At 60.3% G+C, this 25,259-nt stretch carries 26 protein-coding genes and 2 pseudogenes; 10 read left to right on the top strand and 18 right to left on the bottom strand.

Annotated elements, in window-relative coordinates:
- The first annotated feature begins 1 nt into the window (after position 1).
- The 3 genes and pseudogenes from NKJ94_RS20580 (at position 2) to NKJ94_RS20570 (ending at position 3,344) form a co-directional block, all read left to right on the top strand.
- The gene (locus NKJ94_RS20580) at positions 2-1,072 is read left to right on the top strand and encodes a sugar phosphate isomerase/epimerase family protein (protein ID WP_031193888.1); all 1,071 of its coding nucleotides are present in this window, start codon (positions 2-4) and stop codon (positions 1,070-1,072) included.
- Between the two features lie 32 nt (positions 1,073-1,104).
- On the top strand, positions 1,105-2,238 hold the full coding sequence (locus tag NKJ94_RS20575; RefSeq protein WP_352527394.1) for a Gfo/Idh/MocA family protein: 1,134 nt from the start codon (positions 1,105-1,107) through the stop codon (positions 2,236-2,238).
- Between the two features lie 97 nt (positions 2,239-2,335).
- Positions 2,336-3,344 (top strand): annotated as a pseudogene (locus NKJ94_RS20570) (Gfo/Idh/MocA family oxidoreductase).
- Positions 3,345-3,581: 237 nt separating this feature from the next.
- Here NKJ94_RS20570 and NKJ94_RS20565 read toward each other — a convergent pair.
- From NKJ94_RS20565 to otnC, 14 genes are all read right to left on the bottom strand, one after another.
- Positions 3,582-4,784 (bottom strand): sugar ABC transporter permease, encoded by a 1,203-nt coding sequence (locus NKJ94_RS20565; protein WP_352527337.1) that lies wholly within the window; start codon positions 4,782-4,784, stop codon positions 3,582-3,584.
- Between the two features lie 39 nt (positions 4,785-4,823).
- The gene (locus tag NKJ94_RS20560) at positions 4,824-5,639 is read right to left on the bottom strand and encodes an ATP-binding cassette domain-containing protein (protein WP_352527336.1); all 816 of its coding nucleotides are present in this window, start codon (positions 5,637-5,639) and stop codon (positions 4,824-4,826) included.
- Positions 5,640-5,700: 61 nt separating this feature from the next.
- Positions 5,701-6,777: an ABC transporter substrate-binding protein gene (locus NKJ94_RS20555; RefSeq protein WP_352527335.1), complete on the bottom strand. Its 1,077-nt coding sequence runs from the start codon at positions 6,775-6,777 to the stop codon at positions 5,701-5,703.
- Between the two features lie 270 nt (positions 6,778-7,047).
- Complete coding sequence (locus tag NKJ94_RS20550) at positions 7,048-7,923, bottom strand: MurR/RpiR family transcriptional regulator (protein WP_031193895.1); 876 nt, start codon at positions 7,921-7,923, stop codon at positions 7,048-7,050.
- A gap of 213 nt (positions 7,924-8,136) precedes the next feature.
- The gene (locus NKJ94_RS20545) at positions 8,137-8,853 is read right to left on the bottom strand and encodes a GntR family transcriptional regulator (RefSeq protein WP_352527334.1); all 717 of its coding nucleotides are present in this window, start codon (positions 8,851-8,853) and stop codon (positions 8,137-8,139) included.
- A gap of 183 nt (positions 8,854-9,036) precedes the next feature.
- Positions 9,037-9,456: a RidA family protein gene (locus NKJ94_RS20540; protein ID WP_352527333.1), complete on the bottom strand. Its 420-nt coding sequence runs from the start codon at positions 9,454-9,456 to the stop codon at positions 9,037-9,039.
- A gap of 18 nt (positions 9,457-9,474) precedes the next feature.
- Positions 9,475-10,236, bottom strand: a complete 762-nt coding sequence (locus NKJ94_RS20535; RefSeq protein ID WP_352527332.1) for an SDR family NAD(P)-dependent oxidoreductase — start codon at positions 10,234-10,236, stop codon at positions 9,475-9,477.
- Positions 10,237-10,272: 36 nt separating this feature from the next.
- On the bottom strand, positions 10,273-11,031 hold the full coding sequence (locus NKJ94_RS20530) for an amino acid ABC transporter ATP-binding protein (protein WP_352527331.1): 759 nt from the start codon (positions 11,029-11,031) through the stop codon (positions 10,273-10,275).
- Positions 11,028-11,684, bottom strand: coding sequence for an amino acid ABC transporter permease (locus NKJ94_RS20525; protein ID WP_023718647.1), 657 nt, complete (start codon positions 11,682-11,684; stop codon positions 11,028-11,030). The genes NKJ94_RS20530 and NKJ94_RS20525 overlap by 4 nt, the downstream gene beginning before the upstream one ends.
- Positions 11,685-11,686: 2 nt before the next feature.
- Positions 11,687-12,349, bottom strand: a complete 663-nt coding sequence (locus NKJ94_RS20520; RefSeq protein WP_352527330.1) for an amino acid ABC transporter permease — start codon at positions 12,347-12,349, stop codon at positions 11,687-11,689.
- Positions 12,350-12,404: 55 nt separating this feature from the next.
- Complete coding sequence (locus NKJ94_RS20515; protein WP_352527329.1) at positions 12,405-13,229, bottom strand: ABC transporter substrate-binding protein; 825 nt, start codon at positions 13,227-13,229, stop codon at positions 12,405-12,407.
- A gap of 61 nt (positions 13,230-13,290) precedes the next feature.
- A complete protein-coding gene (locus NKJ94_RS20510; protein ID WP_352527328.1) occupies positions 13,291-14,382 on the bottom strand; it encodes an LLM class flavin-dependent oxidoreductase in 1,092 nt (363 codons plus the stop codon).
- A 52-nt stretch (positions 14,383-14,434) separates the two neighbouring features.
- Positions 14,435-14,944 carry a flavin reductase family protein gene (locus tag NKJ94_RS20505; RefSeq protein WP_352527327.1) on the bottom strand — a complete coding sequence of 170 codons (510 nt, stop codon included), beginning with the start codon at positions 14,942-14,944 and terminating at the stop codon, positions 14,435-14,437.
- A 95-nt stretch (positions 14,945-15,039) separates the two neighbouring features.
- Complete coding sequence (otnC, locus tag NKJ94_RS20500) at positions 15,040-15,705, bottom strand: 3-oxo-tetronate 4-phosphate decarboxylase (protein ID WP_352527326.1); 666 nt, start codon at positions 15,703-15,705, stop codon at positions 15,040-15,042.
- Positions 15,706-15,831: 126 nt separating this feature from the next.
- Between otnC and NKJ94_RS20495 the strand changes: the two genes are divergently transcribed.
- From NKJ94_RS20495 to NKJ94_RS20480, 3 genes and pseudogenes are all read left to right on the top strand, one after another.
- A complete protein-coding gene (locus NKJ94_RS20495; RefSeq protein ID WP_502896092.1) occupies positions 15,832-16,593 on the top strand; it encodes an NAD(P)-dependent oxidoreductase in 762 nt (253 codons plus the stop codon).
- Positions 16,586-16,918: pseudogene (locus NKJ94_RS20485) on the top strand (NAD/NADP octopine/nopaline dehydrogenase family protein); the annotation flags it as partial. The gene NKJ94_RS20495 and the pseudogene NKJ94_RS20485, both read left to right, overlap by 8 nt.
- 370 nt (positions 16,919-17,288) lie before the next feature.
- Positions 17,289-17,831, top strand: coding sequence for a hypothetical protein (locus NKJ94_RS20480; protein ID WP_352527325.1), 543 nt, complete (start codon positions 17,289-17,291; stop codon positions 17,829-17,831).
- Here the strand turns inward: NKJ94_RS20480 and NKJ94_RS20475 are convergent.
- The 3 genes from NKJ94_RS20475 to NKJ94_RS20465 form a co-directional block, all read right to left on the bottom strand.
- On the bottom strand, positions 17,778-19,079 hold the full coding sequence (locus NKJ94_RS20475; protein ID WP_502896096.1) for an MFS transporter: 1,302 nt from the start codon (positions 19,077-19,079) through the stop codon (positions 17,778-17,780). The genes NKJ94_RS20480 and NKJ94_RS20475 overlap by 54 nt on opposite strands.
- An 89-nt stretch (positions 19,080-19,168) precedes the next feature.
- Positions 19,169-20,578, bottom strand: a complete 1,410-nt coding sequence (gene chrA, locus NKJ94_RS20470; RefSeq protein ID WP_352527324.1) for a chromate efflux transporter — start codon at positions 20,576-20,578, stop codon at positions 19,169-19,171.
- 10 nt (positions 20,579-20,588) lie between these two features.
- Complete coding sequence (locus NKJ94_RS20465) at positions 20,589-21,569, bottom strand: chromate resistance protein ChrB domain-containing protein (RefSeq protein ID WP_352527323.1); 981 nt, start codon at positions 21,567-21,569, stop codon at positions 20,589-20,591.
- A gap of 433 nt (positions 21,570-22,002) precedes the next feature.
- Between NKJ94_RS20465 and NKJ94_RS20460 the strand changes: the two genes are divergently transcribed.
- Complete coding sequence (locus NKJ94_RS20460) at positions 22,003-22,821, top strand: DUF1259 domain-containing protein (RefSeq protein WP_352527322.1); 819 nt, start codon at positions 22,003-22,005, stop codon at positions 22,819-22,821.
- Positions 22,822-23,107: 286 nt separating this feature from the next.
- On the opposite strand, the gene NKJ94_RS20455 is transcribed toward NKJ94_RS20460, so the two are convergent.
- Complete coding sequence (locus tag NKJ94_RS20455; protein ID WP_352517435.1) at positions 23,108-23,281, bottom strand: hypothetical protein; 174 nt, start codon at positions 23,279-23,281, stop codon at positions 23,108-23,110.
- Positions 23,282-23,413: 132 nt separating this feature from the next.
- On the opposite strand from NKJ94_RS20455, the gene NKJ94_RS20450 reads away from it, so the two are divergent.
- The 3 genes from NKJ94_RS20450 to NKJ94_RS20440 are packed head-to-tail and all read left to right on the top strand — an operon-like array spanning position 23,414 to position 25,246.
- A complete protein-coding gene (locus NKJ94_RS20450) occupies positions 23,414-23,887 on the top strand; it encodes a chromate resistance protein ChrB domain-containing protein (RefSeq protein WP_352517436.1) in 474 nt (157 codons plus the stop codon).
- A gap of 3 nt (positions 23,888-23,890) precedes the next feature.
- On the top strand, positions 23,891-24,298 hold the full coding sequence (locus tag NKJ94_RS20445; RefSeq protein WP_352527321.1) for a hypothetical protein: 408 nt from the start codon (positions 23,891-23,893) through the stop codon (positions 24,296-24,298).
- Between the two features lie 54 nt (positions 24,299-24,352).
- Positions 24,353-25,246 (top strand): DUF1259 domain-containing protein, encoded by an 894-nt coding sequence (locus tag NKJ94_RS20440; RefSeq protein WP_352527320.1) that lies wholly within the window; start codon positions 24,353-24,355, stop codon positions 25,244-25,246.
- Positions 25,247-25,259 lie beyond the last annotated feature (13 nt).

The following is a 25,259-nucleotide window of genomic DNA, read 5'->3' as shown; positions in this document are numbered from 1 at the left end:
GATGCGGACCATTAAGGGGCCAGCTGTGTTTCTGGCTCAATTCGCGGGCGACGAAGCACCGTTCAACAGCATCGAGGGATTGGCCGGCTGGGCCTCGGCCAAGGGCTTCAAGGGCGTGCAGATACCGACCTGGGACAAGCGCGTCATCGATTTGAAGCAAGCGGCTGAAAGCCAGACCTATTGCGATGACTATGCCGGCAAGCTCGCCGAACACGGCCTGGTTGTCACCGAACTGGCGTCGCATCTGCAAGGTCAGCTTGTGGCCCTGCATCCCGCCTACGATCATCCGGCGGATTCCTTCGCCGCACCCGAGGTGCGGGGCAATCCGGCCGCACGGCAGGCGTGGGCAGTCGAGCAGCTTCATCTCGCCGCCAAGGCGTCGAGGCGTTTCGGCATAGACCGCCATGTCACCTTCTCAGGTTCGCTGCTGTGGCCGTTCCTCTATCCCTATCCGCAATGGACGGATGGGCTGATCGACGACGGTTTCGATGAGCAGGCTCGGCGCTGGCGGCCAATCCTTGATGCCTTCGACGAGAGTGGCGTGGACCTGTGCTACGAAATCCATCCTGCCGAAGACCTGCATGACGGGCTGACCTTCGAGATGTTCCTGGAGCGCGTCGGCAACCATCCGCGCTGCAACATCATGTACGACCCCAGCCATCTCGTGCTGCAGGCGATCGATTATCTCGCCTACATCGACCACTATCACGAGCGCATCAAAATGTTCCACGTCAAGGATGCCGAGTTCCGGCCGGACGGCAAGACCGGCGCCTATGGCGGCTTCCAGCCCTGGATCCGGCGTGCCGGCCGCTTCCGCTCCCCAGGCGACGGACAGATTGACTTCAAGGCGATTTTCTCGAAACTCTCCGGCTACGACTTCGACGGCTGGGCGGTGCTCGAGTGGGAATGCTGCCTCAAGAATTCAGAGGACGGCGCGGCTGAGGGAGCCCGCTTCATCGCCGATCACATCATCCGCGTTTCCGAACGCGCCTTCGACGACTTCGTCAAGGCCAGTGCGGACCGCACGATCAACGATGCCATTTTAGGTATCGACAGGGGGGCACGCTCGTGACTGCTGATTTTCGGCGACCGCTTCGGCTTGGCATGGTCGGCGGCGGCGAAGGCGCCTATATCGGCAACATCCACCGCATCTCCGCCCGGTTCGATGGCGCCTTCCAGCTTGTCGCCGGCGCGTTCGACGCGGACGCGGCAAGCGGCCACCGCTTCGCGGCCACGCAAGGCATCGATCCCACCCGGTCCTATGACGACTTCAAGGCCATGATCGCCGCGGAGAACAATCGCGAGGACCGTATCGACGTGGTGGCGATCTGCACGCCCAACCACACCCATTTTCCGATCGCCAAGGCTTTTCTCGGGGCCGGCTACGAGGTGATCTGCGAAAAGCCGCTGACCAACACACTCGAAGACGCGATCGCGCTCGAGCAGCTGGTGCGCGAGACCGGACGTTTCATGGGCGTGACCTATACCTATTCGGGCTATCCGATGGTGCATGAGGCGCGCGAGATGGTGGCAGCAGGCAAGCTCGGCGCGATCCGGGTCGTGCAGGTGGAGTATCCCCTGGAATGGATGGCGACGGCCATCGAGGCGGCAGGCAATGTCCAGGCCGCCTGGCGCACCGACCCGAAGCGATCGGGGCGTGGCGGCTCGATCGGCGACATCGGCACGCACGCCTATCATCTGGCTGGCTTCGTGACCGGGCTGAAGCTGGAGGCCCTGACAGCAGACCTCGCTTCCTTCGTCGAGGGACGCGTGCTTGACGACAACGCCCATGTGCTGCTGCGCTACGAAGGTGGCGCGCGAGGGCTGCTTTGGTCGTCACAGGTCGCACTCGGCTGCTCGAACGGGATTCGACTGCGTGTCTTTGGCGAGAAGGGCAGTTTAACCTGGTTCCAGGAGCAACCGAACGAGCTGACGTTCTCACCGCTGTTCAGCCGCACCGAGACTATGAAGCGGGGTGCTGACGATTTGAGCGAGGCAGCGAAAGTGCGAACCCGCACACCACCCGGCCATCCCGAGGGCTATCTGGAGGCCTTCGCCAACCTCTATCGCGGCTTTGCCGAAGCCATCCACGCTCGTCGTGAGGGGCGCAAGGCAACGGCAATAGGGTTGAATGTGCCGACCGCCTATGACGGGCTGAAGGGCGTGGCATTCGTCGATGCAGTGGTCGATAGCGCCGAAGCCGACGGGCAACCCTGGCTCAAACCCTACGCCGTCTGACAGGTCATTGGAGCGGTTTGCCGGACGTGATCGTTGTCCTTGCGGCATTTGGAGACAAGTCTCTTCGCCAGTCGGCTCTCAGAAAATAGGGCAATAGATGTCGATCAGAATAGCAATCATCGGCGCGGGCATCATGGGCGCCGACCATGCCCGGATTGTCGCCGAAGACCTGCCGGCGGCAAGCCTCCAGGTCGTATGCGACGCCTCACCGGAGCGAGCCCTAAAGGTGGCACAGGACTACGGCGCGACCTATGCCGCCACGGACCCGTTGGAAACCATCCGGCGCAGCGACGTTGACGCCGTGGTGATTGCCAGCCCCGACGAGACCCACGCACCGCTGTCGCTCGCCGCGATCGAGGCCGAAAAGCCGGTGCTCTGCGAAAAGCCGTTGTCGCAAAGCTCGAAGGAGTGTCTGGGCGTGATCGAGGCGGAAGTGTCGCGCGGCCGACGGTTCGTCCAGCTTGGTTTCATGCGCCGCTTCGATCCGTCCTATCGCGACATGAAGGCGTCGCTCGACAACGGCTCGCTTGGCCGGGCGATCATGATGCATAACTTCCATCGGAACGTGGAAGCGCCGGCCAACTTCACCGGCCAGATGGCGATCACCAATTCCGCACCGCATGAATTCGACGTCGCACGCTTCGTACTGGGCGCCGATCATACGGCAATCTCGGTTTTCCAGCCGGGGGGTGTCGACGCATCGAAGACTGGCGCGCCGGTCTCATGGTTCTCGAAACAGACAGGGGTCAGCTCGTCAACATCGAGATCACAACAACGCCGCCTATGGGTATGACGTGCGTGGCGAACTCGTCGGCGAACAGGGATCGATCTTTCTAAATGTGCCTGCCACAACGCGCCAGAACGGCGCTCTCATGGCCTTCGAGCGCTATGCATCGGATTGGCGCCCGCGTTTTGCCGAAGCCTACCGGCTCCAGGACAAGGCCTTCCTTCACTTCGTTCGCACAGGAGAATTCCCGGCGGTCGCCGCAGACGTCTGGGACGGCTACTGCACGGCTCTGGTCGCCGAAGCCGGTGTCAAAGCACTTCACGAGGGTCAGCGTGTCGCCATAGCGAGGGCGGAAAAGCCGTCCCTGTATGACCGGTAGATGATAGCGAGATGAAACTGGCTTTTGTCTCCGACAGCTTTGGCGGCATGACGTTCGATGCACTTTTCGACCATGCCGCACGCCTTGGCGTCGACTTGCCTTGACCATCGCATGACGGATCGAGCACCTACGCTGAACGCAATACCGGATTTTCATAGCAGCCCAGGTAAGCCGGCGACTACTGCCTTCCAGTTTCCGCCGATCGTTTCAGCGTGATTGGGTCGAACCCAACGCAAATCAGAAATTCTGCTGACCCATGGCCTTTTCGATCAGCTTGTCGATCGATACCGCCAGCACGAGAAGCAGTCCCGTCACGATGAGGCGAACGTAGTTCTCGACGCCCATCAGGTTGAGCCCGTTCTGGACTGTTCCGATAACAAGCGCGCCCAACAGGGCCGCGTGAATGGAGCCGCGGCCGCCGAACAGGCTGACGCCGCCGATGACGGTGGCGGCAATTGATTCCAGCAGCAGCGTGCCGCCCCCTACTCCGCCACCGGAGAAGACGCCAACGCCTAGTGCCCGCGACGCGCCCAGTACGCCAGCCAGCGCAGCGATAGCGCCGGCAATAGCGAAGGCCGCCATCTTGATGCGCGCAACCTTGACGCCGGCCCGTCGCGCAGCCTCGTCATTGTTGCCGACCGCATAAAGATAGAGGCCGAACCGGGTTTCCTTGAGGATATACCCGCCTATCCCGAGCAGGATCGCAAAGATCAAAACCACAACTGGTATGCCCTGATGTGCGTTGAGGATCATCACGACGATGGCGCCAAAAATCGCGGCCGCGCCGAGCGGCAGCACAAAGCGGCTGAACAGGGAAGCTTCCAGACCGGCGCGCTTTCTGCGGGCAATGCCCGACAGGACCAGAGCGGCAAACGCGACGAGCCCAATCGCCAGCGCGCTCCATGACGTGATCCCCGAAATCTTAGTCTCTGCAATCTTGTCGATACCGGTTCCCATCAAACCGTAGCGGGCGGTCGGAGGCAAAAGCACGAGTTGCAAGCCATTGAGAGCCAGTCCGAGCCCCAGCGTCACCACGAAGGACGGTACGCCGACAAACGTGACCCAGCGCGCCGAAAAGCTGCCGATAGCAGCACCCATTACGATTGCGACCGTCACCGCCAGCCAGGGCGAAACGCCGTAGTCGACAACCAGCTTGGCCATCAGGACTGATGTCACGCCGTTGATCGCCGCGACCGACAAGTCGATTTCCTTGACCAGCAGCACGAACATCAGACCGATCGCCATGATGCCCACAACCGTGCTCTGGACGAGCAGGTTCGACAGGTTCTGCGGTGTCAGGAAGACATTGCTCTGGAGCGCGAAGAACACCCACAGCGCCACGAGCCCGATTATGACGGGCAGCGCACGCATGTCGCTGTTGAGCACTTCGCCGAAAGTGCGGTGTTTGACGTCACCGGAAGCGGCGGCCGAGTTTGCCATTTTTGACGTATCCTTCTGATACTTTTCGCCCCAGGGGGCTCAGCCAGCGAGGTTGACTGCCTCGTTGCCACCGACCATCGCGTTGACCACTTGCTCGCCTGTCACTTCACTCGATTTGAAACTCGCGACGTTCGCGCCTAGGCGCATGACCTCGATGCGGTCGGTGGCGTTGACGACGAAATTGTGGATGTCGTGGCTGACCACGACGATGCCGAGCCCATCATTGGCCAAGGTGCGAACCAGGGCCGAGACCTGCTCGGCGGCGGAGTGGCTGAGTGCGGCTGTCGGCTCATCGAATATGACGACCTTCGGCGTCCACAGGATGGAACGTGCGATGGCAATGTTCTGTCGCTGGCCGCCGGACATTGCTCCGACAGGACGCGTCAGTGACAGCTGGCCAAGTCGCATGCGCGTCAGCACCTCGCGGGCACGAACTTCGCATTCGGCGCGACGGATCCGTCGGCCGAACCATGCCGGACCAGTCAGCTCGCGCCCGAGAAACAGGTTCTGCACGGCGTCCAGATTGTTGCAGAGCGCGAGATCCTGATAGACGGTCTGGATCCCAAGGGCGGTGGCGTCGGCTGGGCTGGCGATCTTGGCCGGTTGGCCCTCGATGCTGTAGTCACCGGAGTCGAAGCCGAACACGCCGGCCATGATCTTGACGAGCGTGGACTTGCCGGCGCCGTTGTCGCCGACAAGCGCCACCACCTCGCCGGCGTGGACGTCCACCGAAGCTCCCTGAAGAGCATGGACCGACCCAAACGATTTACGGATGTTGCGCATCGATATAAGCGGCGTGGATTGGTTCGCCGCATGAACATCGGCGCCGCCGCGGGTTGCTTCCGCTTTGACCATCAGGCTCCTCCCATCAGGTAGCCGAAGGACAGCGAGCGCCGCTGTCCTTCGGTCGATCTCGCTATTTGTTGTTCTTCTTGCAGACTTCGGTGTCTTCGATGCCCTTGCAGATTTCTGGCCAGGTCCAGACGCCTGCAGTGACGACGTCCGAGAGATTGTCCAGGGTGATGTTCTTCACCGGCAGGAAGACAGCCGGCACATCCATGAACTTGTTGTTCACCTTGCCGTTGATCAGATCCTTTGGCACTCCTTTGCCATCCAGGATCGAAGCCACGACGTCCGCCGCATAGGTCGCCTCGACCTTGAGATCCTTGAGCACGGAGTTGTCCTGCCATCCCTGCGCGACGTACCGCAATGCCTCGACGGTCGCGTCCTGCCCGCCCGTCACCAGCTTATCGCCAGGCTTGGCGCCCTGGCTGATCAGCGCGGCAACCGAACCGCCGGTGGTGCCGTCGTTCATGCCGAGAAAGACATCGACATCACCGCCATTGCGGGTCAGGCAGTCTTCGGCGAAGGATTGAGCCAGCGCCGGATCCCAGTTTTGCGTGTACTGCTCGCAGACGACCTTCACCTTGCCGGAATCGATCAACGGCTGAAGAAATTCGTTCTGGCCCTTTTCATACTGGCCTGTACCGTATTCGCCCTCATTACCCTTCACACGCGCAACCTTGACCGGCGACTTCTTCATTGCGCTGATCAGCTCGGCGGCGCGCTTGCCTTGCGCTTGTCCAACTGACAGCGAGTCGAAGACGACGTGCGCTTCGGCCTTGCCGCCGACCGCATCGTGATCATAAAGGACCACCGGCACCTTTGCATCGGCTGCCGCCTTGAGACTGCCAGCGGCAAGGTTTGCGTCCGTCGCCGCAAGCACGATCACGCTGGCACCCTGGGTGATGGCGTCTTCGACCAGCCGCTGCTGCCGCGCCGGATCCCCTTCGCCATTCTGCACCGTCACGTGAGCGTTCGGCGCCTTCTCCTTCATCGCCGCGACAAAGAACGGCGCGTCCCGGCTTGTGAAGCGAATTGTCGTGGTATTCGGCAGCAGAAAGAACACTTTCTTGGCATCTTGAGCATGTGCCGTCGCCAAGGCGCCGGCCATAGCGGTTGCCGTCAGAAATGCAGTCAGAAGTCGCTTCATTGTTTCCTCCCAAGGAACATTGAGTTCGTCTCCTCCTTCATGACGGCGCGGGACAACTCCCGATCCGGATTGAGGACGAGCTGCAACGAAAATTGCAAAATATAAATATTCGGCAATGAATGATGTGTCAACGATGCGACAATGAAATCTTTGCATCGTGCGGAGTGCGCAATTTCTATTGCGAATCGCAGACTCGAGTGCACCTGCTGCGCTTGCTTCGCAACCGGAATGCCAAGGACGCGGAACGCCTGGGTTGTTGTCGGGGAACCGCTACTGCCCGGTGACGGTGGGTATGCGCGGACTGACAGCGTTGTTCTGCAGTCGCGCCGCGAGCGCAACTGTCAGCGCCTGGGCGAGGCACATTGGGGCGGCAAGCGATCGGGAAAATGTATATTCATGCTCCGGTACGGCGAAGAGGACACTGGCGTTCTTGGCCAGCGGGGACAGCGTGCTGTCGGAAATGGCGATGATCGGAACTTCGCTGCGCGCGGCTTCCTCCACGACGTTGACGACTTCATTGGCGTAGAAGCGAAAGGACACGGCAAACAAGACATCGGTCTTGCGGATCATGCGCGCCATATGCGTGGCAAGTCCGCCGCCCGGATCAAGCAGCACGCAACGTTTGCCCAACATCGTCAGGATATAACGGAGAAGTTCGACCACAGGCGTCGACCTCAGCTGCCCGATCAGGTAGATCGCGTCGGCCTTTTCGAGAAGGGTCACAGCCTTGGCCAGGTCCTCGGGCGGTATTTGCGTCAGCATGTCCTGCAGCGAGGCGATGTCGCGGACCACGAGGTCGCGCATGAATCCGACTTCGCTGCGATCTGTTCGCGCTCCCAATTCGCCTTCCAGCGCCTTGATACGGGCCTCGAAGCCGGGCGCGGCGGTCGACAGACGCTTCTGAAAAAGGGACTGGAGCTCCTTGAAGCCTTCATAGCCGAGCGCCTGCGCAAAGCGTACGAAGCTCGAGGCATGCACTCCGCTGCTATCCCCAATCGCATTCACCGACCTGACAGCGACGTCGTTGGGATTCTGGGTGAGATAGAGCGCGATCTTCTGGTAGGATTTGCTCATTTCGTCGTAGCGGTCGTGGATGAGCCGGATGAGCTCTTCATAGTCACGCGGCGCTTCAGCGGTCGGTTTCATGTTGCACTCTTTCGCAATATTCATTGCACAATGACGCGTCTGCGTCGATTCTGCTAGTGAAATCAGGTGCAACATTGTTTAAGCAAAAGCGCGTGCAGCTCAGATGGAAATTGGCAGGTCACACCTAGCTCGACGCCCTATGGCGGCGATCAAGCCCGAGCCGCATCATGACCTAGATGCCGAAATCGGGAGGACGTGCAAGGCAGTGCCTTGCTACCGCCTTGAGGGTCGACTGGCCTTCACCCCAACGCTGTTGCGGGTCGCCCCATCTGATTCACTGTCGGTAATCAGCGAAAGGTAGCGCTGAAGAGCCTTCGAGAACTTGGCATTCCAGATCTCATGCGCAGTATGCAGATCTCCGTCCCGTAAGCTTTCGAATAGCTTGACAACATACTTCTCGGCATCGCCCCTTCGGTCAGTATAAACGACCCCGAGTTGATGGTTGAAGCGCCTCACGTCTGCGGTCAGCTCAGAAAAGTAGCGAATGGTCCGCTGTAATCCCGTTGCATCAATGATCGCCTGCTGGAACTCAAGATCGTTGCGAACGGTCTCGACCTGGCTATCGAGGTTAGCGAACTTGACGGCATTCTCAGCCAATTTTTCGAGGCGCTTGAGGTCAACCGAAGCCAGGCGACCTGGCTCGGCGAGCAGATGGTCTAGGGCAATTTTTCCCAGAGCCATCCGGATATTGTAAACTTCGATGACGCTGTCTGCGTCCACCGCCCTGACAGATGCTCCCTTGTTCCGCTTGATCTCGACGAACCCCTCGCGAGCAAGCAGGCGCAATGCTTCCCGGACCGGATGCCGGGAGACGTTCAACATGTCGGTAAGCTGTTGCTCGACGAGACGGTCGCCGGGCTTGAAGTGCCCAGCAATGATCGCGTTCCGGATTTGCTCCGCAGCGAACTGCGTGCTTTCCATCTGCGTCATGGGAGCCAGAATGGCGCCTATTTGATTTGCGTGTCGCATCAAGATCCTCATAAGCCGACCGCAGGAGATCGGCTGCACAGGCATTCGGAATGTAGACTATATACGAATGCGATAATGAGAAGCCTGCCACTAAGCTATCCTTACGGAATAAGTGGAAAACATTCTGTCTCGCCTGGCTTGCCGTTAGAGCGAGACCGACAGGTTCTTCGCCGGAAGGGCGCCTGCACCACGATACGCAGTGAGCTCTATTTCGAAGAGATACTCAGGTCCGCCCAACGGACCACAGCTGACGCAGCTTGCCGGAGAGATGTCCCGGAACTTTTCGCCCATATAGGCCATGACTTCCGGGACGTCTTCCTGGCGCGGAATGAAGATGCGTCGCCGCACAACATCCGCAAGGCTGCTGCCGACCGCCGCAAGCGCGCCTTCGACGTTCTTCATCGCTTGCCTTGCCTGCTCGACGGCCGTCTCAGGCATCACACGGGTCTTGTAGTCGCGTCCTGCGGTCAGGGACATGAAGATCCAGTTGTCGAGGGCGACGATCCGCGAATAGCCTTCCTTCTCTTCCAGGATGCTGCCGGACTTTAGCTTCACGAGTTCCATGGCGTTCTCCATTGCTGATCAGATCGAGATGCCGCCGTCGATCGCCACCGTCTGACCGGTGATCAGCGCGCCGGCGAAACCGAGGAACACGATAAGCTCCGCGACATCCGCCGTGGTGCAGACTTTCTTCAGAGGTGTGCTGGCGAGGGTGCTCTGGCGACGCTCCTCCGACCATTCAATCGCCCACGAACTTTCGACGACGCCGGGCGCCACCGCGTTGACGCGCACATCGGGCGCGAGCGCACGCGCCAGGTTCTTCGTCAGGTTGATGACGGCGGCCTTGGAGCCGCTATAGGCGATGGTGCTGGCCACGGCGCCGAAGCCGGCGATCGAAGCGGTGTTCACGATCGAACCTTTGGCCAGCTTGAGAGCAGGCGCCGCGGCCTTCGAGCACCTGAAAACGCTCATAAGGTTGACGTTCAGCAGATTTGCCCAAAGCTCCTCGGTTATGCTGTCCAGGTCGTTGATCGGCACCGGGACCTTCACGCCAGGTATTCCCGCGTTGTTGACAAGCAGATCGAGACGGCCGAGCTTCGCCACCGCCTCGAGCACCATTGCCTTGGCCTGCCCGGCGTCGCCGACATCGCCTGGAGCACCGATGACGTCGAGCCCCTCCTTTTGGAGCTCAACGAGAGCAGCCTCGCCCCGCTGGTCCGCCAGCAGATAGTTGATTGCGACCTTGGCGCCTGCCTTGGCTATCATGCGCGCGGTTTCGAGGCCGATGCCCGACGCGCCCCCGGTGACGAGCGCCGCCTTTCCCGTGAGATTGAACGAGATCATGAGTTACCCTCCGATGCTGCGTTTGGATGGAATTCGCTAGGCGACTGAGCTTCTGACGATTTCAAGGGGCTTGCGATTCTCGCGCCGCAGGAACTTCTGTGTCTGTTCTTTGCGGGGATTGTCGATCACCTCTTCGGCCGTGCCGATTTCGCAGACTTCGCCCTGGCAGAGAAAGGCCACGCGGTCCGCCGATTCCCGAGCGAAATTGATATCGTGCGTGACAACCACCATCGTCATGCCTTCGCTCTTTAGGAGACGCATGGTCTCAAGCACTTCGCCGACAAGTTCGGGGTCGAGCGCGGAGGTGACCTCGTCGAAGAGCATATAGCTCGGCTCCATCGCAAGCGCTCGGGCGATGGCGAGACGCTGCTGCTGGCCGCCTGAGAGCTGAGACGGCAAGCTGTCGCCCTTGTCGCCGAGCCCCACATGCTCGAGGTGCTTCTGCGCAAGTGCGCGCGCCACCGCGCGGCTTCGCTTTGTGACCACCCGGGGTGCCAGCGCGACATTTTCCAGCGCCGTGAGGTGCGGGAAAGCGTTGTACTGCTGGAAGACGATGCCCAGCTTGCTGCGCAGCTTGTTGATATCCGTCTTCGGATCGTGGACGCTGATGCCGTCGACGAGAATCTCGCCACCCTGGATCGGTTCGAGCCCGTTGATGCATTGCAGGAGCGTTGATTTTCCCGACCCGCTCGCGCCGATGAGGCACACGAGTTCGCCCTTTTCGACCGTGAGATCGATGCCCTTGAGCACGATCACCGATCCGAAGGCCTTCTGGACGTTGCTGATGCGGATCATACGCGGACCTTTCTTTCGAGGTGCCGGCTGTACCGGGAAACAGGATAGCAGATAAGGAAATAGAAAAGCCCCGCACCCATCAGCAGCAGCCAGGTCTCATGTGTCCTGGTGATGAGTATCTGCGTGGAACGCATATATTCGATGTAGCCGACCACGCCTGCGAGAGCGCTGTCCTTGATCAGGCTGAGGACGAGCCCGATCCACGGAGCCAATCCCGTCCTGAATGCCAGGGGCATGGATATGTACAAGAGCTCCTGGTAGCCGTTCATGCCGAGCGAGCGAGCGCTCTTGCGGTATTGAACCGGGACTGAGAGGAGGCTCGCCCGGACCACCTCGGCAGTTACCGCCGACATCCAGGCACCAAGCGCGACGGTACCGAACCAAAAGGGTGAAGTGCCGAAGCCCAGGATCGATAGGAGGCTGTTGGCGAGTATCAGCTGGATGATCATCGGCACGCTGCGCAGGATGTCGATGAAGGGGGCCGTGGCGATCCTCACGGTCATTGACACGGTGCGCAACCAGCCAAGGACGATCCCGGCAAGGGTGCCGACAAGGGTTGCTGCGGCGGCCAGCCTGACAGTGTTGAGCAGACCCTGAGCCAGGAAATAAGCATCCGACCAGGCGAGCCCTTGGTTTGCGAACTGAAACTGCACGCCTAGCTCCTGTATATGAGGCGGAAGGCCAGGTGGGACGAGAACTGCAGCCCTTTGGCGATGAGGTAATAGATCAGCGCCGTGACCAGAAAGAACTCGAATGTCCGGAAGGATGCGGACTGCGCGTACTGCGTGGCGCCCGAGAGCTCCTGCAGTCCGACCAGCATGCCAAGCGAGGTGTTCAGCATTCCCCAGATGCCTTGTGTGACATAGGCAAGGAAGATCACCTTGAACATCTGCGGAAAGATCACATGAATGAAGCTCTGCGGGCTGGTCATGCCGAGTGAGCGCGAAGCCGACAGCTGCTGTCGCGGGATGGCGTTGAGGCCACCCCTGAAAATTTCTGTCATGTATCCGGCGTTGTTGAAGGAGACGGAGATGAGGACGGCGGCGTAGCTGGGGATGTTGATGTGGAAGGCGCCCAGCCCGAAATAGAAGAGATAGAGCTGAAAGACAGCAGGCGTGTTGCGCGACAGCTCCACCCACCAGGTCGAAAACCGGTAGGCCCATCCCTCGCCCTGCTGGCGCGCGACAGCCATGGGCATCGCAATGAGCGTGCCGACAATGAAGGCCAGAATGGTGATCTGGATCGTCACCCAGGCTCCGGCCAGCAGCAGGGGCAGTGAATCCCAGACTATGGACCAGTAGAACTGATAGCCGTTCATGCCAAACATCCCATGCTCATGCCGGCAGGTTTTCCTGCCGGCATGAGCCCTATGGTTAGAAGTTAATGCCTTCAGCTGTCAGCGGCGGCAGCGGGCCATTGCCGTAGTACTTGTGGTACACCTCGGCCCAACGCCCATTCGAAACCTGAGTGAACACGAAAACGCGCGCCCAGTTGAGGAACTGCTGGTCGTCACGTTTGACGGCAATCGACCCGAAGTCGGCGAGAGGGGCAAGTCCGGCCATCACGAACTCCGGAAACTGACCACTTTGCGATAGCGAGTTGAAGACGGCGACATTAATCACGATGGCGTCGATCTTGCCCTGCTGCAGAGCCAGGAAGGTTTCCGCATCGCTCGCAAAGCCGGTGTAGGTCGCACCCGTACCCTCCCAGCCCTTGCCCAGCTCATCCTTGAAGAGTTGCTCAGGCGTGGTGCCAACGACACCACCAAGCTTCTTGGATGCCAGTTCGGAGTATTTGGCGATGCCAGTGTCCTTGCGGGTCACGACTGCCATGACGTTGTTGGTGTATGGCTGGGTGAACGCCACGGTCAGCGCACGTGCCGGGGTCGGCGTAGTCGAGGCGATAAGGACGTCGATGCGGTTCGAAACCAGCGCCGGGATACGATCCGGCGAAGGCGTCTCGATGATTTCCGGCTCTGCGCCAAGCGCCTTTGCCATGTCCTTGCAGTACGTCACGTCATAGCCGTCGGGCTCGTTGTTCGAGTCGCGGAAGCCGGCAGGCGGACTGTCCAGCATGATGCCACAACGCAGCTTTTTGTTCTTGATGATCGTGTCGAGGGCCGAGTCGGCATGCGCCTGAGCGGCAAGCGTGAAAGTAGCGACCGCTGTCGCCAGCAGAGCCTTTACAATCGTTTTCATTTCATTCCCCTTTCTTGTATTGCACACTAGTTTTTTGTTGGCTGAGCATTTGTGAGGCCGCTCAACTCGCCTTTCTCGCCAGCCCGGGTGACACGCCGAGAGCTTCGATAGGTCCCACTTCCTTCTCGATCAGCGGCACGACTTCGTTCTTGAATCGAACGAGCGAGCGATGCGCCAACTCGATTGGCATGCAGCCGAAGGAGAAGTTGCAGGTGTAGTTGCTTGGATTGAGACGTTTGATGTCCGCGACCATCTTCTCGGCAACGGCATGCGCATCGCCTACCACCATGTTGTCCGCATATTGGTCGAGCGTGTACTCGCCTTCGTACGCCTGGTTGCTGATGTAGCTGTTGTCGTCCAGCGGCGGTGAAGCCTGGCGAAGATAATGTGCCATACGCCCCACGTACCGGGCCCGCTCCGCCACGACCAATGCCTCGCTGCGGCTGTCGGTTATGGCCAGGTACTGCATGATCGCCAAGGGCTTGGTCGAAGGCTGCTCGCCGATGGACGTCCAGGCGTCGTTGAGCCCGTTGACCATCTTGTAGAGCACGGGCGATCCGAGCGTGCTGGCTGCAAGGAACGGAACCGCCTTCCACTTCTTGAAGCGCTCGAGGAGCTTGGGGTGGGAGGAGGTCACAAAAATCGGCGGAAGGGGCTTCTGCTGGGTGCTGATCGCGAAATGGGTCTTGGGGAGGGAAATGTACTTTCCCTTGTACTCTACCTCGCCATCGACAAGCGCCTTTTCGATGACGTCCCAATACTCGAGGAAAACGTCGACCCGATCGTCCAGCACGATGTTGTAGCGGTCGAACTCATAGCGCTGATAGCCGGTACCCATGCCGATGATGAGGCGGCCTTCGGTCTGTGTGTCGGCGACAGCGATCTCCTGGGCCACACGGAGCGGGTTATAAAGCGGCAGCACGATTACGCCCGGGCCAAGCTTGATCCGCTTGGTCCACCCCGCCGCGTAGGAACACATCATCAGCGGCGACGGCGAACTCGAATAGTTGGCGAAATGGTGTTCGGCGAACCACGCGACATCGAAGCCGAGCTCATCAGCGGTCTCCACCATCTTGCGGGTATCGCGCATCACGCCCTGGGCACCGTCGGGATGATCGCGAAGCGTCATCAGGTTAAAAAGGCCAAGCTGCATTCATTTGCTCCTAAGATCCCTCGGCGACGGCTGTCGACGCTGGCAAACAGTCCTATCCAGCCTTCTGCAGGACCATGGGTGAAGTCAGCGCGTAGGCGCCGTTCTGGTAGATCAGGGGGTCGACATCGGAGGCAAATGCCACCCCTGCGACCCGTCCGATGATGATGTCGTGCGTGGCATAGGAGATCGCCTGATCCATTTCGCAGAACAGGTTCGCCTGGGCGCTTGCCAGGTACGGTATGCCGTCCTTTTCGGTCCACTCGCCAATGTCGAAACGCCTCTCGGCTGGCCGTCCGCCACTGAAAGAGTTGGATATGTCGGCCTGCGAGGCCCGAAGCACGTTGATGCAGTATTGCCCCTCTTCCTTGAGCGGCACGTTGATCGACGAGTTGCGGTTGACGCAGGCAAGGATCGAAATGGGAGCGAAGCTGAGCGGCGTGACCGACGTGACGGTGATGCCATATCGGCGCCCATCGTGCCTGCACGAGATCACGCAGACCGTGGACGCCACGCGCCGCATCGATTGCCGGAAATGCTCGGTACTCAGGTCCTGCGAGAGCATTATTTGCTTCCTTGTTCCCAGCTTCAGAATTGCAGATTATCTACAATACGTCAACGTATTTTTGGACCACCCCGCTCCAGACGAAACTGCCTTGTTTAGTGGTGGTCGTGCGCTCCGTCAGGGCCCGGAAGCGGGAATTGCCTGGCCAGATCCGCGACTTGCTCCGCAGAAAGATATCGCGGGTTGAGACCGCGAAGCAGAAGGTACAGCTTCGCCGTTTCCTCGAGTTCCTCGATCGCGAACACAGCGCCCTCGAGATCCTTGCCGGCCACGACCGGCCCATGGTTTGCCAGCAGGACCGACGTATAATTGCCGGCCAATCCCTTGATCGCCTCGGCGACCGCCGGATCGCCCGGCCTGAAATACGGCACCAGCGCAGTTCGGCCAGCGCGCATGAGATAGTACGGCGTCATCGGCGGCAGCACCGACTTCGGATCGATTTCGGGAAGCATCGTGACGGCGACCGAATGCGTCGAATGCAGATGCACGACAGCCCGAGATCCTTTGACTGTGTCGTAGAGCGCGGAATGCAGGGGGATCTCCTTCGTCGGCTTATCGCCCGAGACCAGATTGCCCTTTGCGTCAATGCGGGAAATGGACGCCGGATCCAGAAATCCGAGCGACGCGTTTGTCGGGGTCACAAGCCATCCGCCTTCGTCGAGCTGAACAGAGATGTTTCCCGAGGAACCGGGGGTGAGTCCGCGATCGAACAGCGACCTGCCGAAGCGGACAATCTGTTCACGGAGCTTCGTCTCTCGCATCCATATCACCCGAGATTCTAGGCGCATGGCTCCGAAGCCAAACGCACTGAGCCCACCACGGACGCCAACCTGAAAATCTCAAAAAGTGCGGCGACGGCCCGTTGCAGATTGTAGATAATCTGCATTATGATTGGATTGAAAGCAAGAGGTTGGATACGCATGTCTGCTGACAAAAGCGCGGGAAAATCAAACGTCGCCGTCATCGGGTTGGGATCGATGGGGTTTGGTATGGCGAGTTCGCTTGTGCGATGCGGACACGCGGTCGTGGGCTACGATCCCTCCGCGACGGCTACGGAAAGGCTGGTTGCAACCGGCGCGCGGATAGCGGTATCACCGAGTGAAGCTGTTGCCAATGCGAGCGTCGTCCTCTGCGTCGTCGTGAACAGCGCGCAGACCGACGCGGTGCTTTTCGGCGATGGCGGCATTGGCCCCGCAATGGCGCCGGGGTCGGTGTTCATTTCGTCGGCGACCATGGCGCCATCGGAGGCGAGACGCCTGTCCACGCGCCTCGCGGAGCGCGACATCCTCTATCTCGATGCCCCGATCTCGGGCGGCGCAGAAAAAGCTGCGAGCGGCGCCCTGACGATCATGGCGTCGGGTAGCCCGAATGCCTTCGCACGGGCGCGGCATGTCCTGGATGCGGTCGCGGCGAAGGTTTATCACCTGGGCCACGAACCTGGCATCGGCGCTTCGGTGAAGATGATCAACCAGCATCTGGCAGGCATCCATAATATCGGCCTTTCGACGCTGAGCTATCTACTCGAGGGCGAGATGGTTCATCGCGACAGCGCCGGCAATGTCGAGACAATCCGGCCCGGCGACGTGAACTGGATGACGGCGGGCAGGGGCATCGTCCATTCGGAGCGTTCGCCTGCGAAATTCAGTTGAAGAGCATTTTTCATTGTCGTTTCACGTCCCCATGGCCACCGTTTCGGAAATGAACCAGGAGATGGATCGCCAAGGCCGCGGCGGCTTCGGCCCGTCAACCATCGAAAGCCGCTATATTCTCGAGGACGTTCCGTTCGGGCTGCTGCCGACCGTTTTGTTGGGGAAGATCAGCGGAAATTCAGCGATTCTCCATGAATCTGGAATTGCCATATTCTCGGCGGCTTACGGTCGCGATCTTAAGGGAGATAATGATATTCTTCCCGCGCTGGGCTTCGAGGGAATGGCAAAAGCGGACCTCGAAAACCTTTGCCGTAAGGGATTTTAACAAGTTTCCACAGTGGACTGGGACATAGGCCAAGTGCCCGAAAAACCACCGGGGCTGGTTGCCGGCGAGCACGACATGCAGGTTCCTCGGCGAGCGCCGGGAGATGTCTCCAGGAACTCAGCACGAGATCAAATGGTCCCGCCCGGCGGTGTGAGTGGGTCTGTAGCAGGGTCCGTCATCGAAACCCAGTGCGGCATGGTTCCATCAGTTGCCAGATGCCTGAACATTGCATCAACTGCGCAGGCGCTTCGCGCCTCCATCAAGCCACCAGATCAATACCGGCCATGCAGGCGCCGACAGTCCGGAACAACGAGTGTCGTAGCCCGTTCAGGATAAGTGGTTCGTCCACAATCAGCTACGCGAGATAGACATGTTCCGATTTCTAGCGTTGGCAGGGACCATCTTGGGTCTGACGATGTCGCCGGCGCAGGCCGCCAGTGATGCGGATCAGGCTGTCGAACAATTTCACCGTACCTGTCTGGCCGAGGGTCCCAATTTCGAGCGCATGATAGAGACCGCGCACGAGCGCAGGTGGACACTTATTGCCGAAGCAGGCTTCGCCGAACTCGCGCCAATCGCTAATCCAACCTCAGTGGAGGCATGGCTGGTGGCCGAAGCGGAGGAAGGATTGCCAGCAGGAACCATCATCGGCACCACCAAGGCAACGATGAGCGGCAAACCGGTGCAGACGTGTACGCTGGCATTTCCCGATATCGATCAAGAGGCATTTCGGAAGAGTTTCTTCACCCGTACGGATGCCGAGAAGATTGCCGAAGATCGCGATACGGAGGAGTTCTCGCGTCTCTACATCTTCGTTGCCGGCGGACGTAAGCAATTTGTCCGGCTGGTGGTCGTGCCTTCAACGCCACCAGGAAACCCGCGCGTCGTTGCCAGTTCGATCATGGCCGACTGACATGTCATTCCTCCCGCCCCCGTGCTCCTCTGGAGGGCGAACACTGCGAAATGTCGCGAGCAGCAGAAGGTCGTAGATAATTTTCAGCCCACCGGCGATGATCAGGGGCCAGCCGAAGCTGGAGACGGCAAGGAGAGCCCCTGCGAGGACTGGACTGGCGGCCGCCGCGAGGCTGCGCGGGACGGCGGTGATGCTCGCCGCGGCAGCCCGCTCTTCGGGCGTCACCACGGCCATGACGTACGATGTGCGAGTCGGCACGTCCATCTGCGACAGCGCGCTTCTAATCAGCAGAAGAGCGATAGCCGGAGCGACGCTCGGCATGAACGGGATGAGCACCAGACAGAGGCTCGACGGAAGGTGCGTAAACACCATGGTGTTTACGAGTCCGATCTGCTGGGAAATTCGCACAGCGACCAAATAGGACGCAGCCGAAAGGACACCCGTCCAGAAAAAGATTGCGCCGGTCGCGGCGAGCGACAGGCCGAACCGTTGAAAGAGCCAAAGGGCCAACAACGACTGGACGACGAAGCCGCCTGCGAAAGCATCGAGGCTGAAGAGTGCGGCGAGCGTTAGAACGATGGAGCGAGACCTGCGCAATGGCTGTGCCGACACTCTGTTTGTGTCAGGCGCGTCACTCGGCAGCCGCCGATAGAGGAGCACCGCCGCCAACCCAAGCGAGGCATAAAATAGAAAAGCTGCCTGGAGGGCCTGTTTCATTTCCAGGCCGATGGCGTCGCGGAGAAAGTCGGGCGCTCCTGCGGCCAGCGCTCCGACGGCGCCGGCGAGAGAGCCGATGAGGCTGTAGCGCGCAAAGAGCGCCGTGCGGTCGCGGTCGGTGACGCTCTGCGCAAGCTGCGCATGTTCGAGCGGTAGAAACACGCTGACGTCCCCTGAAGATGGGTTCAGCGTGCCGACGAACGCGATGAGAAGCAGCGGCCAGAAATCGTGAACCACAGCGAAGACGATCCCCGTGGCTATCATCAGGACGGCCGCTGCGGTCAGCAGCGCGCGACGGGAGAAGCGATGCGCGACGATCCCAACAGCCAGGGTGAGAACGGCTGAACCCGCGAGCGTCGCCGTCGACAGGGTTCCGATCTCGAAGGCGTCGAAGCCGAGCGTGGCCAAATAGGCGGGAAGCAGGATGCTGACCAGACCGTCACCGAACGCCCGGAGTCCCCTGGATGTCAGCAGGTTCGCGGCCGTCGGCTCAGCACCCGCAGGAAGGAGCCTGAACCGTTGCTTCGAAATAGCTTTGCGCAAGCCATGTGCCAGCCACTGTAACGTCAACGATGCCTCCACCTCCTCACCCCACGGGTCAGGGCGCTGGCTGCACGGGGTTAGATCGCTCCCGTCGCCATCCCGTAGAGCAGCCCGAGGATCGAACAGCCGGCGAGCACCGGGAGCATGCCGATCTTGAAACGGAACACCGCCAGCAGCGCACTCAATGTCAGGACGAGCGACGGGATATTGACGGAGCTGAATGCGGGCACATCGACCGTCATGCCGAACCCTTTGACCTCGCGCAGTGCTCCAAACAGAACGTGAAGGGCGAACCACACCGCCAGGTTCAGGATCACGCCCACCACGGCCGCCGTGATGGTCGCCAGCGCGGCGGACAAGGCCTTGTTGCTGCGCAGCGTTTCCACGAACGGCGCACCGACAAATATCCAGAGGAAGCAAGGTGTGAAGGTGACCCAGGTGGTGAGCAGGCCGCCCAACGTTCCAGCGAGCAGCGGATTAAGCGATCCCGGCGCTCGATACGCGCCCATGAAGCCAACGAACTGGGTTACCATGATCAAGGGGCCAGGCGTCGTCTCCGCCATGCCAAGGCCGTCCAGCATCTCGCCTGGCTTCAGCCAGCCATATGTATCGACAGCCTGCTGCGCCACGTAAGCGAGGACGGCGTAGGCGCCTCCGAAGGTCACGACCGCCATCTTCGAGAAAAACACCGCGATATCGGCGAAGACATTGCCGGACCCAAACAGCACGAAAAGGCCGAGGACAGGTGCCAGCCATAGCACCAGAAACACACCGCCGATCTTCAACGACCAGCTGACCGGCGGGCGAGCATGAGCAGGAATGCCTTCGCCGAGCGCCGATTCCGCATCGGCGACCTGCTTGCCGCCGACCTTGCCATGGCCGTTGCCCGCCATGAAAGGTGCCAGCCCGGCCCGCCCGCCGACATACCCGATCACTGCAGCCGTCAGGACAATGAGCGGGAACGGGACATGGAAGAGGAAAAGCCCAATGAAAGCGGCGGCAGCGACCGCTACCATGACGTTGTTCTTGAGCGCCCGCTTGCCGACGCGGATAACCGCCTCGAGCACGATGGCGAGGACGGCGGCCTTCAGGCCGAAGAAAAGCGCCTGCACCGCGCCAACATTGCCGAAGATCGCATAGATCCAGCTCAGCGCCATGATGGCGATCACGCCCGGCAATACGAACAGCGTGCCGGCCACGAGCCCGCCTCGGGTTTTATGCAGGAGCCACCCGATGTAGACGGCGAGCTGCTGGGCCTCCGGTCCTGGCAACAGCATGCAGTAGTTCAGCGCATGCAGGAACCGCGTCTCGCCGATCCAGCGCTTCTCCTCAACGAGGATGCGATGCATTACCGCGATCTGGCCGGCCGGGCCACCAAAACTCAACGCCGCCACACGCGCCCAGACCCGCACTGCTTCGCCGAAGGGGATGCCATGCGAAGGGTCATCGCCGAGCGCATTCGGATGGACGGCACGAACGCTGGTCATTGGTTCCCCTTCACCCGCGCTTCTGGCGGAAATATCGATAGAGGTTGTCGAACACCGAAGCACCCTCGGCGATCCGTTGCTCGTCTTCCGCATTGGCCATGGCGATCCCAGCGATCAGGCTGGCGATGCCGGTGGTTTCCTCGCGACTGAACTTGCCGTCCTTGAGGTCGATGTCATGGACAATCTCGGCGATGGCCTGCAGCGCCGGGTCGACTAAGCCACTACGATTGAGCAGTACCTCGAAGCTGCAGCGGTCCCCTTCATGGGTGATTTCGCCTTCGAACATGTCGAAGCGCAATTCGCCCTCCTTTGGCACGTGTCCCTTGCCCGCCACGAAGCGGATCGTTGCATCGGCATCGATGAAGCGATGGATCAGCCAGCTGCAGGCGATGCGGTCGACATGCACGTCCAGCCGCGTGACCCAGGTCCGGCCCTTGACCTCACCCAGCTCGGCCGTCTTCTTCGGTTCCTTGGTCATGGCCTTGTCCTCTATAAGCTGAGCCTCGAGCTCGGCGATCAGTCCCTCGGCGGCGAGCCGCCCGCTGGCGCCGAAGAAGTCGATCGCCACGACTTCGGCAAGCCGCTTGCGCATTCGACCGAGTTGCGCGCGGGCATCCGCGCGCCGATCCTCGGTCTTGTCGGAGTCGATAGCCGCCGTTAGATCGCGCGCTGCCTTGGCGATCTCTGCATAGTCGATGTCCCGCGCGGCATCGAACAGCGCCCGAACCTGTGCGTCCGTCAGGCCGTCGATCAGACGCGCCTCACACACCATCGCCTCACCGCCACCGTCGATAATTTCCTTCAGGAGCCATTCGAAATCCTCCTGCGTTTCTGCATCGGCGGGCAGCGCATAGACTGTGCTTTTGACCGCAACTGCGCCGATACCCTGCAGCCGCCGCCAGATCTTTACCCGGAAATAGGCTGGTTTGGTCGGCAGCTGATGGATCAAGAGCAGCCAGCGCTGCTCGGTCCCAAGTTCCCCTTCGCTCATCAGCACACCGTATCACCGAGAAAGGCAAATGCAACACTTGTATCATATTATATTCAGGCGTAGCGTTGACGTCTCGCAGACTGTCTCGCTGATGCCTGACAGGAGGTGCCGAAATGACAGCCTCGGGTGGGGCTAGCCAGTCAGGATCATCCGCGACTCGGGCCGTCGGACGCACCGCAGCTACGCTCATGACTGCCGGCATGATCATCGGAACGGGTATTTTCGGTGCCCTTGGTGCGACCGCCGAGCGGGCCGGTCCCGCCCTTCTGCTGGCAATGATCCCAGGTGGGCTGGCTGCTTCGTACTGCTCTTTTTCATACCACCCCTGCACCTATAATGGTGACGCTGGCGTTGGCGTTCGGCACTCGATTCATTGTGTGGCGCCAACGGAAATCTGGTTCGGTTAGTGCTCGATGAAACGAGGAGGTCTAAGATGCTCGATACCCAAGCTATTGAATCCCTTACCGGACTGAAGGGACAGACCACGGGTGACGTGCTCAAGTTATCGGTCCCGCGCAGTGAAGTGAGAATGACCCTGGACGGCTTTGAGATCATTCCGTTTATGGGCCTCACCTCCTGGGTTAGTTTTAAACAGGGGGCACATCATGCCACGTTGATGGGCGACATCGTCGTGCTCGAAGATGAAATCGAGGACGCGATGGCCGCAGCGATCCAGGCGAACCTTTACGTAACAGCCCTACACAATCATTTCGTCCGCGAGCAGCCGCGCGTGATGTTTATGCATGTCGAGGGTACGGCTGATGAAACTGCGTTGGCGACAGGAGCGCATAGGATTTTTGAAGCGATAAAGATCGTGCGCCAGAAGCATCCTGTCGAACCCGCCATCAAGAAAGTGAATAGTAGCTTGGACGCGCCGCCGCTTGAGGCGATTGTCGAGCACAAGGGCGAGAGCAAGGACGGCGTGCTCAAGTTTGTCCTGGGGCGCCCATCCGTGCCCGTCGTCTGCACACGCTGTGGCGAGCTCAATATTGATGCCGCAATGGGCTATAACACATGGGCAGGCTTCCAGGGCACGGACGAGCGCGCCGCGGTCTGCGGCGACTTTGCGATGCTCGAAAATGAAGTCTCTTCGGTCATCCGTGAACTGCAAGCTGGAGCGATTGGAGTAATGGCGGTGCACAATCACATGTTCTTTGAAGACCCGCGGATCATCTTCTTGCACTACTGGGGCATCGGCAATGCTCAGGCGTTGGCACAGAGCTTGAGGCGGGCACTCAACACGCAGCAATAGCCGGTCGCAGTCGCCACAGGAGTCATGCGACCGCCGCGCGCTCGCGATACAATGGCAGCGGAAATGTGTCGAAAGCCAAGAACTTCGGCGCAGCGCGCTCGGGTTGGCGGCGCGACGGCGGTGGGAAGGTCGGCCTGGGTGGCGGTTCCGTCGAAGTTGCCATATTCGTCGATGCTGGCAGGGCTGAACGGCACATCTCTTCGGGACAGCCGTTGGCATCGATCCAGTCGATGTCACGGCGGACCCCAAACATGGATGTGCGGCGGGGTGGGCCAAGATCGAAAACCTATCTCCGGATCAGCGGCCAAACGCCGAGCAGGATAACCGCCAGCGCTGCGCCGATGTCCAGAACATGTCCCGTCTTGGCCCGCAAGATTTCGGTGCGCGCCATCAGATCTTCACCCGGAGAGGCCGGCTTGCTCGGCAGCTGATGGATAAGGAGCAGCCAGGGCTGTTCCATTCACTCATAAGTGAACCGTATCACGGGTAAGATAAATGTAACACTTGTATCATTCTTTAACCAGGCGTAGCGTTGGCGGTCTCGCAGCAGTAGGCCGCGCTGAGTGGCGCCAACCTAAAGGGAGACAAGGCCATGAAATGGGTTACCCGCGAACGTCCGGTGATCGACCGTATTGCTTGTCCCTGGCTGATCGCCCGCTTCATCGACACGGAGCCAGAATTCCTGTTCGTGCCGCCGGATCGGGTGATCCCAGTTGCCCAGGAGACGGGCGCTACACCCTATGACGTGCCCGGTGTCGAGTTCACGCATGTGGGTGACGGCTGCAGCTTCGATACCTTCGTCTCGAAATACGGCCTCGAGCGCGATCCGGCGATCGTGACGATCGCCTCGATCGTGCGCGGCGCCGACACCGATCGGCACGATCTCATGCCACAGTCGGCGGGACTGCTTGCGATCTCCATGGGGCTCCGGGACGTCACGCCGGACGACCATGAGGTGCTGAGGCACGGCTTCGTCATCTACGATGCCCTTTATGCCTGGGCCTCGCGCCGCAAAGCGGAGACGCACAGCTGGCCGCCGGCCATGAAGCCTACGGCGGCGGCCTAAAAGATGATTACCCTCGAAAGAAACAGCCCGGGAACTGCTACGGTTGGTCGGCGGCTGATGGCCGCCATCGCCTTTGGCTTCAGCCTGATTGCTGTGAATGCCGCGGACGCGGCGGACACGTTCCGGCACCTCAAGGGCAAGGAGATCAAGGCCAAGTTCGCCGGCATGGATTTCACGGACGACGTTCATTGGGCGGATGCGTTCGGCCGCGACGGACGGATCGTGCGCTACGACATGGGCAAGAAGAACGCCGGCAAGTGGCGCGTCGAGAAGGGGCAGCTCTGCATTTCCGTTGAAGGCGAAGAGACCTGCTATCAGGTATGGATCTCAGATACCGCAGTACAGCTTCGTGACCCGGATGGGACGTTCTTCCTGGAGGGCGTGCTGCAGAAGCCCTCTGCACGCGACTAGCGTCTCGGATTGAAAGTCATTGGGCATATTGGGGCAGACCACAAGGAGAAATCCATGCGTGCAAAACACATCACCGGCGCAATGCTGATAGCGATGTCGGCGCTTCTCCAACCGGCGTCAGCGGCACCCGATTGGCAAACTGTCGCGCAGACACTTGGCAAATCCGGATCGGAAATGCCTGGCGGCGTTTATAGAGTTGGCTTGCCACGAACCGACCTGAAGGTATCGCTCGACGGCATGTCCCTGAAGCCAGGCTTTGCGCTCGGAGGCTGGATCGCCTTCGATCCCATGGGAAATCAGGCAATGGTCATGGGCGACATCGTTCTGACGCAGGACGAGGTGAACCCGGTCATGAAGAAGCTTGAAGAAGGCGGCATCGAGATCACCGCGGTGCACAACCACCTGCTGCGCGCGCAGCCGATGACGCTCTACATGCACCTCTTCGGCCAAGGTGATCCCGTAGCACTCGCCACAGCGCTTCATGCCGGCTTGGCTCTGACGAAGACGCCGATGGCTGCATCCGCCGGTTCGCAGGCGGCGGCCGCTTCGAAGATCGAGTTCGACACGGCGGGTGTCGACCAAGCTATTGGCTACAAAGGCAAGGCCAACGGCGCGGTCTACCAGTTCACTATACCGCGCGCAGAACCGGTCGAAGAAAATGGCATGGATGTGCCGGCCGCCCTGGGCTCCGCCATAGCGATCAACTTCCAGTCGACTGGCGGCGGCAAAACGGCGATCACAGGTGACTTTGTGCTGACTGCCAAGGAGGTCAATCCGGTTATCAGGGCGTTGCAAGGCAACGGCATCGAGATCACGGCATTGCATAGCCACATGCTCGATGAGCAGCCGCGGCTCTTCTTCATGCATTTCTGGGCGAACGACGATGTGCAGAAGCTGGCGAAAGGCCTGCGCGCAGCCCTCGACAAGGTCGCCGTCAAAAAGAGCTAGATTGGGCGTCCGC

It is taken from the genome of Mesorhizobium sp. M0060 (assembly GCF_040323155.1).
Taxonomy (GTDB): Bacteria; Pseudomonadota; Alphaproteobacteria; order Rhizobiales; family Rhizobiaceae; genus Mesorhizobium.
The sequence above is the reverse complement of the archived record's forward strand: the minus strand, read 5'-3'. Positions and strand labels throughout refer to the sequence as shown.

Bases quoted from the DNA above. Each gene is read 5' to 3' on its own strand.
- NKJ94_RS20535 (WP_352527332.1), bottom strand. From the start codon at position 10,236: ATGATCTCGTTCAATCTCACGGGAAAGGCGGCGCTCGTCACCGGGGGC.
- NKJ94_RS20440 (WP_352527320.1), top strand. From the start codon at position 24,353: ATGCGTGCAAAACACATCACCGGCGCAATGCTGATAGCGATGTCGGCG.
- NKJ94_RS20550 (WP_031193895.1), bottom strand. From the start codon at position 7,923: ATGAAACCGACCGCTGAAGCGCCGCGTGACTATGAAGAGCTCATCCGG.
- NKJ94_RS20510 (WP_352527328.1), bottom strand. From the start codon at position 14,382: ATGCAGCTTGGCCTTTTTAACCTGATGACGCTTCGCGATCATCCCGAC.
- NKJ94_RS20520 (WP_352527330.1), bottom strand. From the start codon at position 12,349: ATGAACGGCTATCAGTTCTACTGGTCCATAGTCTGGGATTCACTGCCC.
- NKJ94_RS20555 (WP_352527335.1), bottom strand. From the start codon at position 6,777: ATGAAGCGACTTCTGACTGCATTTCTGACGGCAACCGCTATGGCCGGC.
- NKJ94_RS20505 (WP_352527327.1), bottom strand. From the start codon at position 14,944: ATGCTCTCGCAGGACCTGAGTACCGAGCATTTCCGGCAATCGATGCGG.
- NKJ94_RS20450 (WP_352517436.1), top strand. From the start codon at position 23,414: ATGAAATGGGTTACCCGCGAACGTCCGGTGATCGACCGTATTGCTTGT.
- NKJ94_RS20540 (WP_352527333.1), bottom strand. From the start codon at position 9,456: ATGGAACTCGTGAAGCTAAAGTCCGGCAGCATCCTGGAAGAGAAGGAA.
- NKJ94_RS20580 (WP_031193888.1), top strand. From the start codon at position 2: ATGCGGACCATTAAGGGGCCAGCTGTGTTTCTGGCTCAATTCGCGGGC.
- NKJ94_RS20495 (WP_502896092.1), top strand. From the start codon at position 15,832: ATGATTGGATTGAAAGCAAGAGGTTGGATACGCATGTCTGCTGACAAA.
- NKJ94_RS20455 (WP_352517435.1), bottom strand. From the start codon at position 23,281: ATGGAACAGCCCTGGCTGCTCCTTATCCATCAGCTGCCGAGCAAGCCG.
- NKJ94_RS20575 (WP_352527394.1), top strand. From the start codon at position 1,105: ATGGTCGGCGGCGGCGAAGGCGCCTATATCGGCAACATCCACCGCATC.
- NKJ94_RS20465 (WP_352527323.1), bottom strand. From the start codon at position 21,569: ATGAGCGAAGGGGAACTTGGGACCGAGCAGCGCTGGCTGCTCTTGATC.
- NKJ94_RS20445 (WP_352527321.1), top strand. From the start codon at position 23,891: ATGATTACCCTCGAAAGAAACAGCCCGGGAACTGCTACGGTTGGTCGG.
- NKJ94_RS20545 (WP_352527334.1), bottom strand. From the start codon at position 8,853: ATGACGCAGATGGAAAGCACGCAGTTCGCTGCGGAGCAAATCCGGAAC.
- NKJ94_RS20530 (WP_352527331.1), bottom strand. From the start codon at position 11,031: ATGATCCGCATCAGCAACGTCCAGAAGGCCTTCGGATCGGTGATCGTG.
- chrA (WP_352527324.1), bottom strand. From the start codon at position 20,578: ATGACCAGCGTTCGTGCCGTCCATCCGAATGCGCTCGGCGATGACCCT.
- NKJ94_RS20460 (WP_352527322.1), top strand. From the start codon at position 22,003: ATGCTCGATACCCAAGCTATTGAATCCCTTACCGGACTGAAGGGACAG.
- NKJ94_RS20480 (WP_352527325.1), top strand. From the start codon at position 17,289: ATGTTCCGATTTCTAGCGTTGGCAGGGACCATCTTGGGTCTGACGATG.
- otnC (WP_352527326.1), bottom strand. From the start codon at position 15,705: ATGCGAGAGACGAAGCTCCGTGAACAGATTGTCCGCTTCGGCAGGTCG.
- NKJ94_RS20515 (WP_352527329.1), bottom strand. From the start codon at position 13,229: ATGAAAACGATTGTAAAGGCTCTGCTGGCGACAGCGGTCGCTACTTTC.
- NKJ94_RS20560 (WP_352527336.1), bottom strand. From the start codon at position 5,639: ATGGTCAAAGCGGAAGCAACCCGCGGCGGCGCCGATGTTCATGCGGCG.
- NKJ94_RS20565 (WP_352527337.1), bottom strand. From the start codon at position 4,784: ATGGCAAACTCGGCCGCCGCTTCCGGTGACGTCAAACACCGCACTTTC.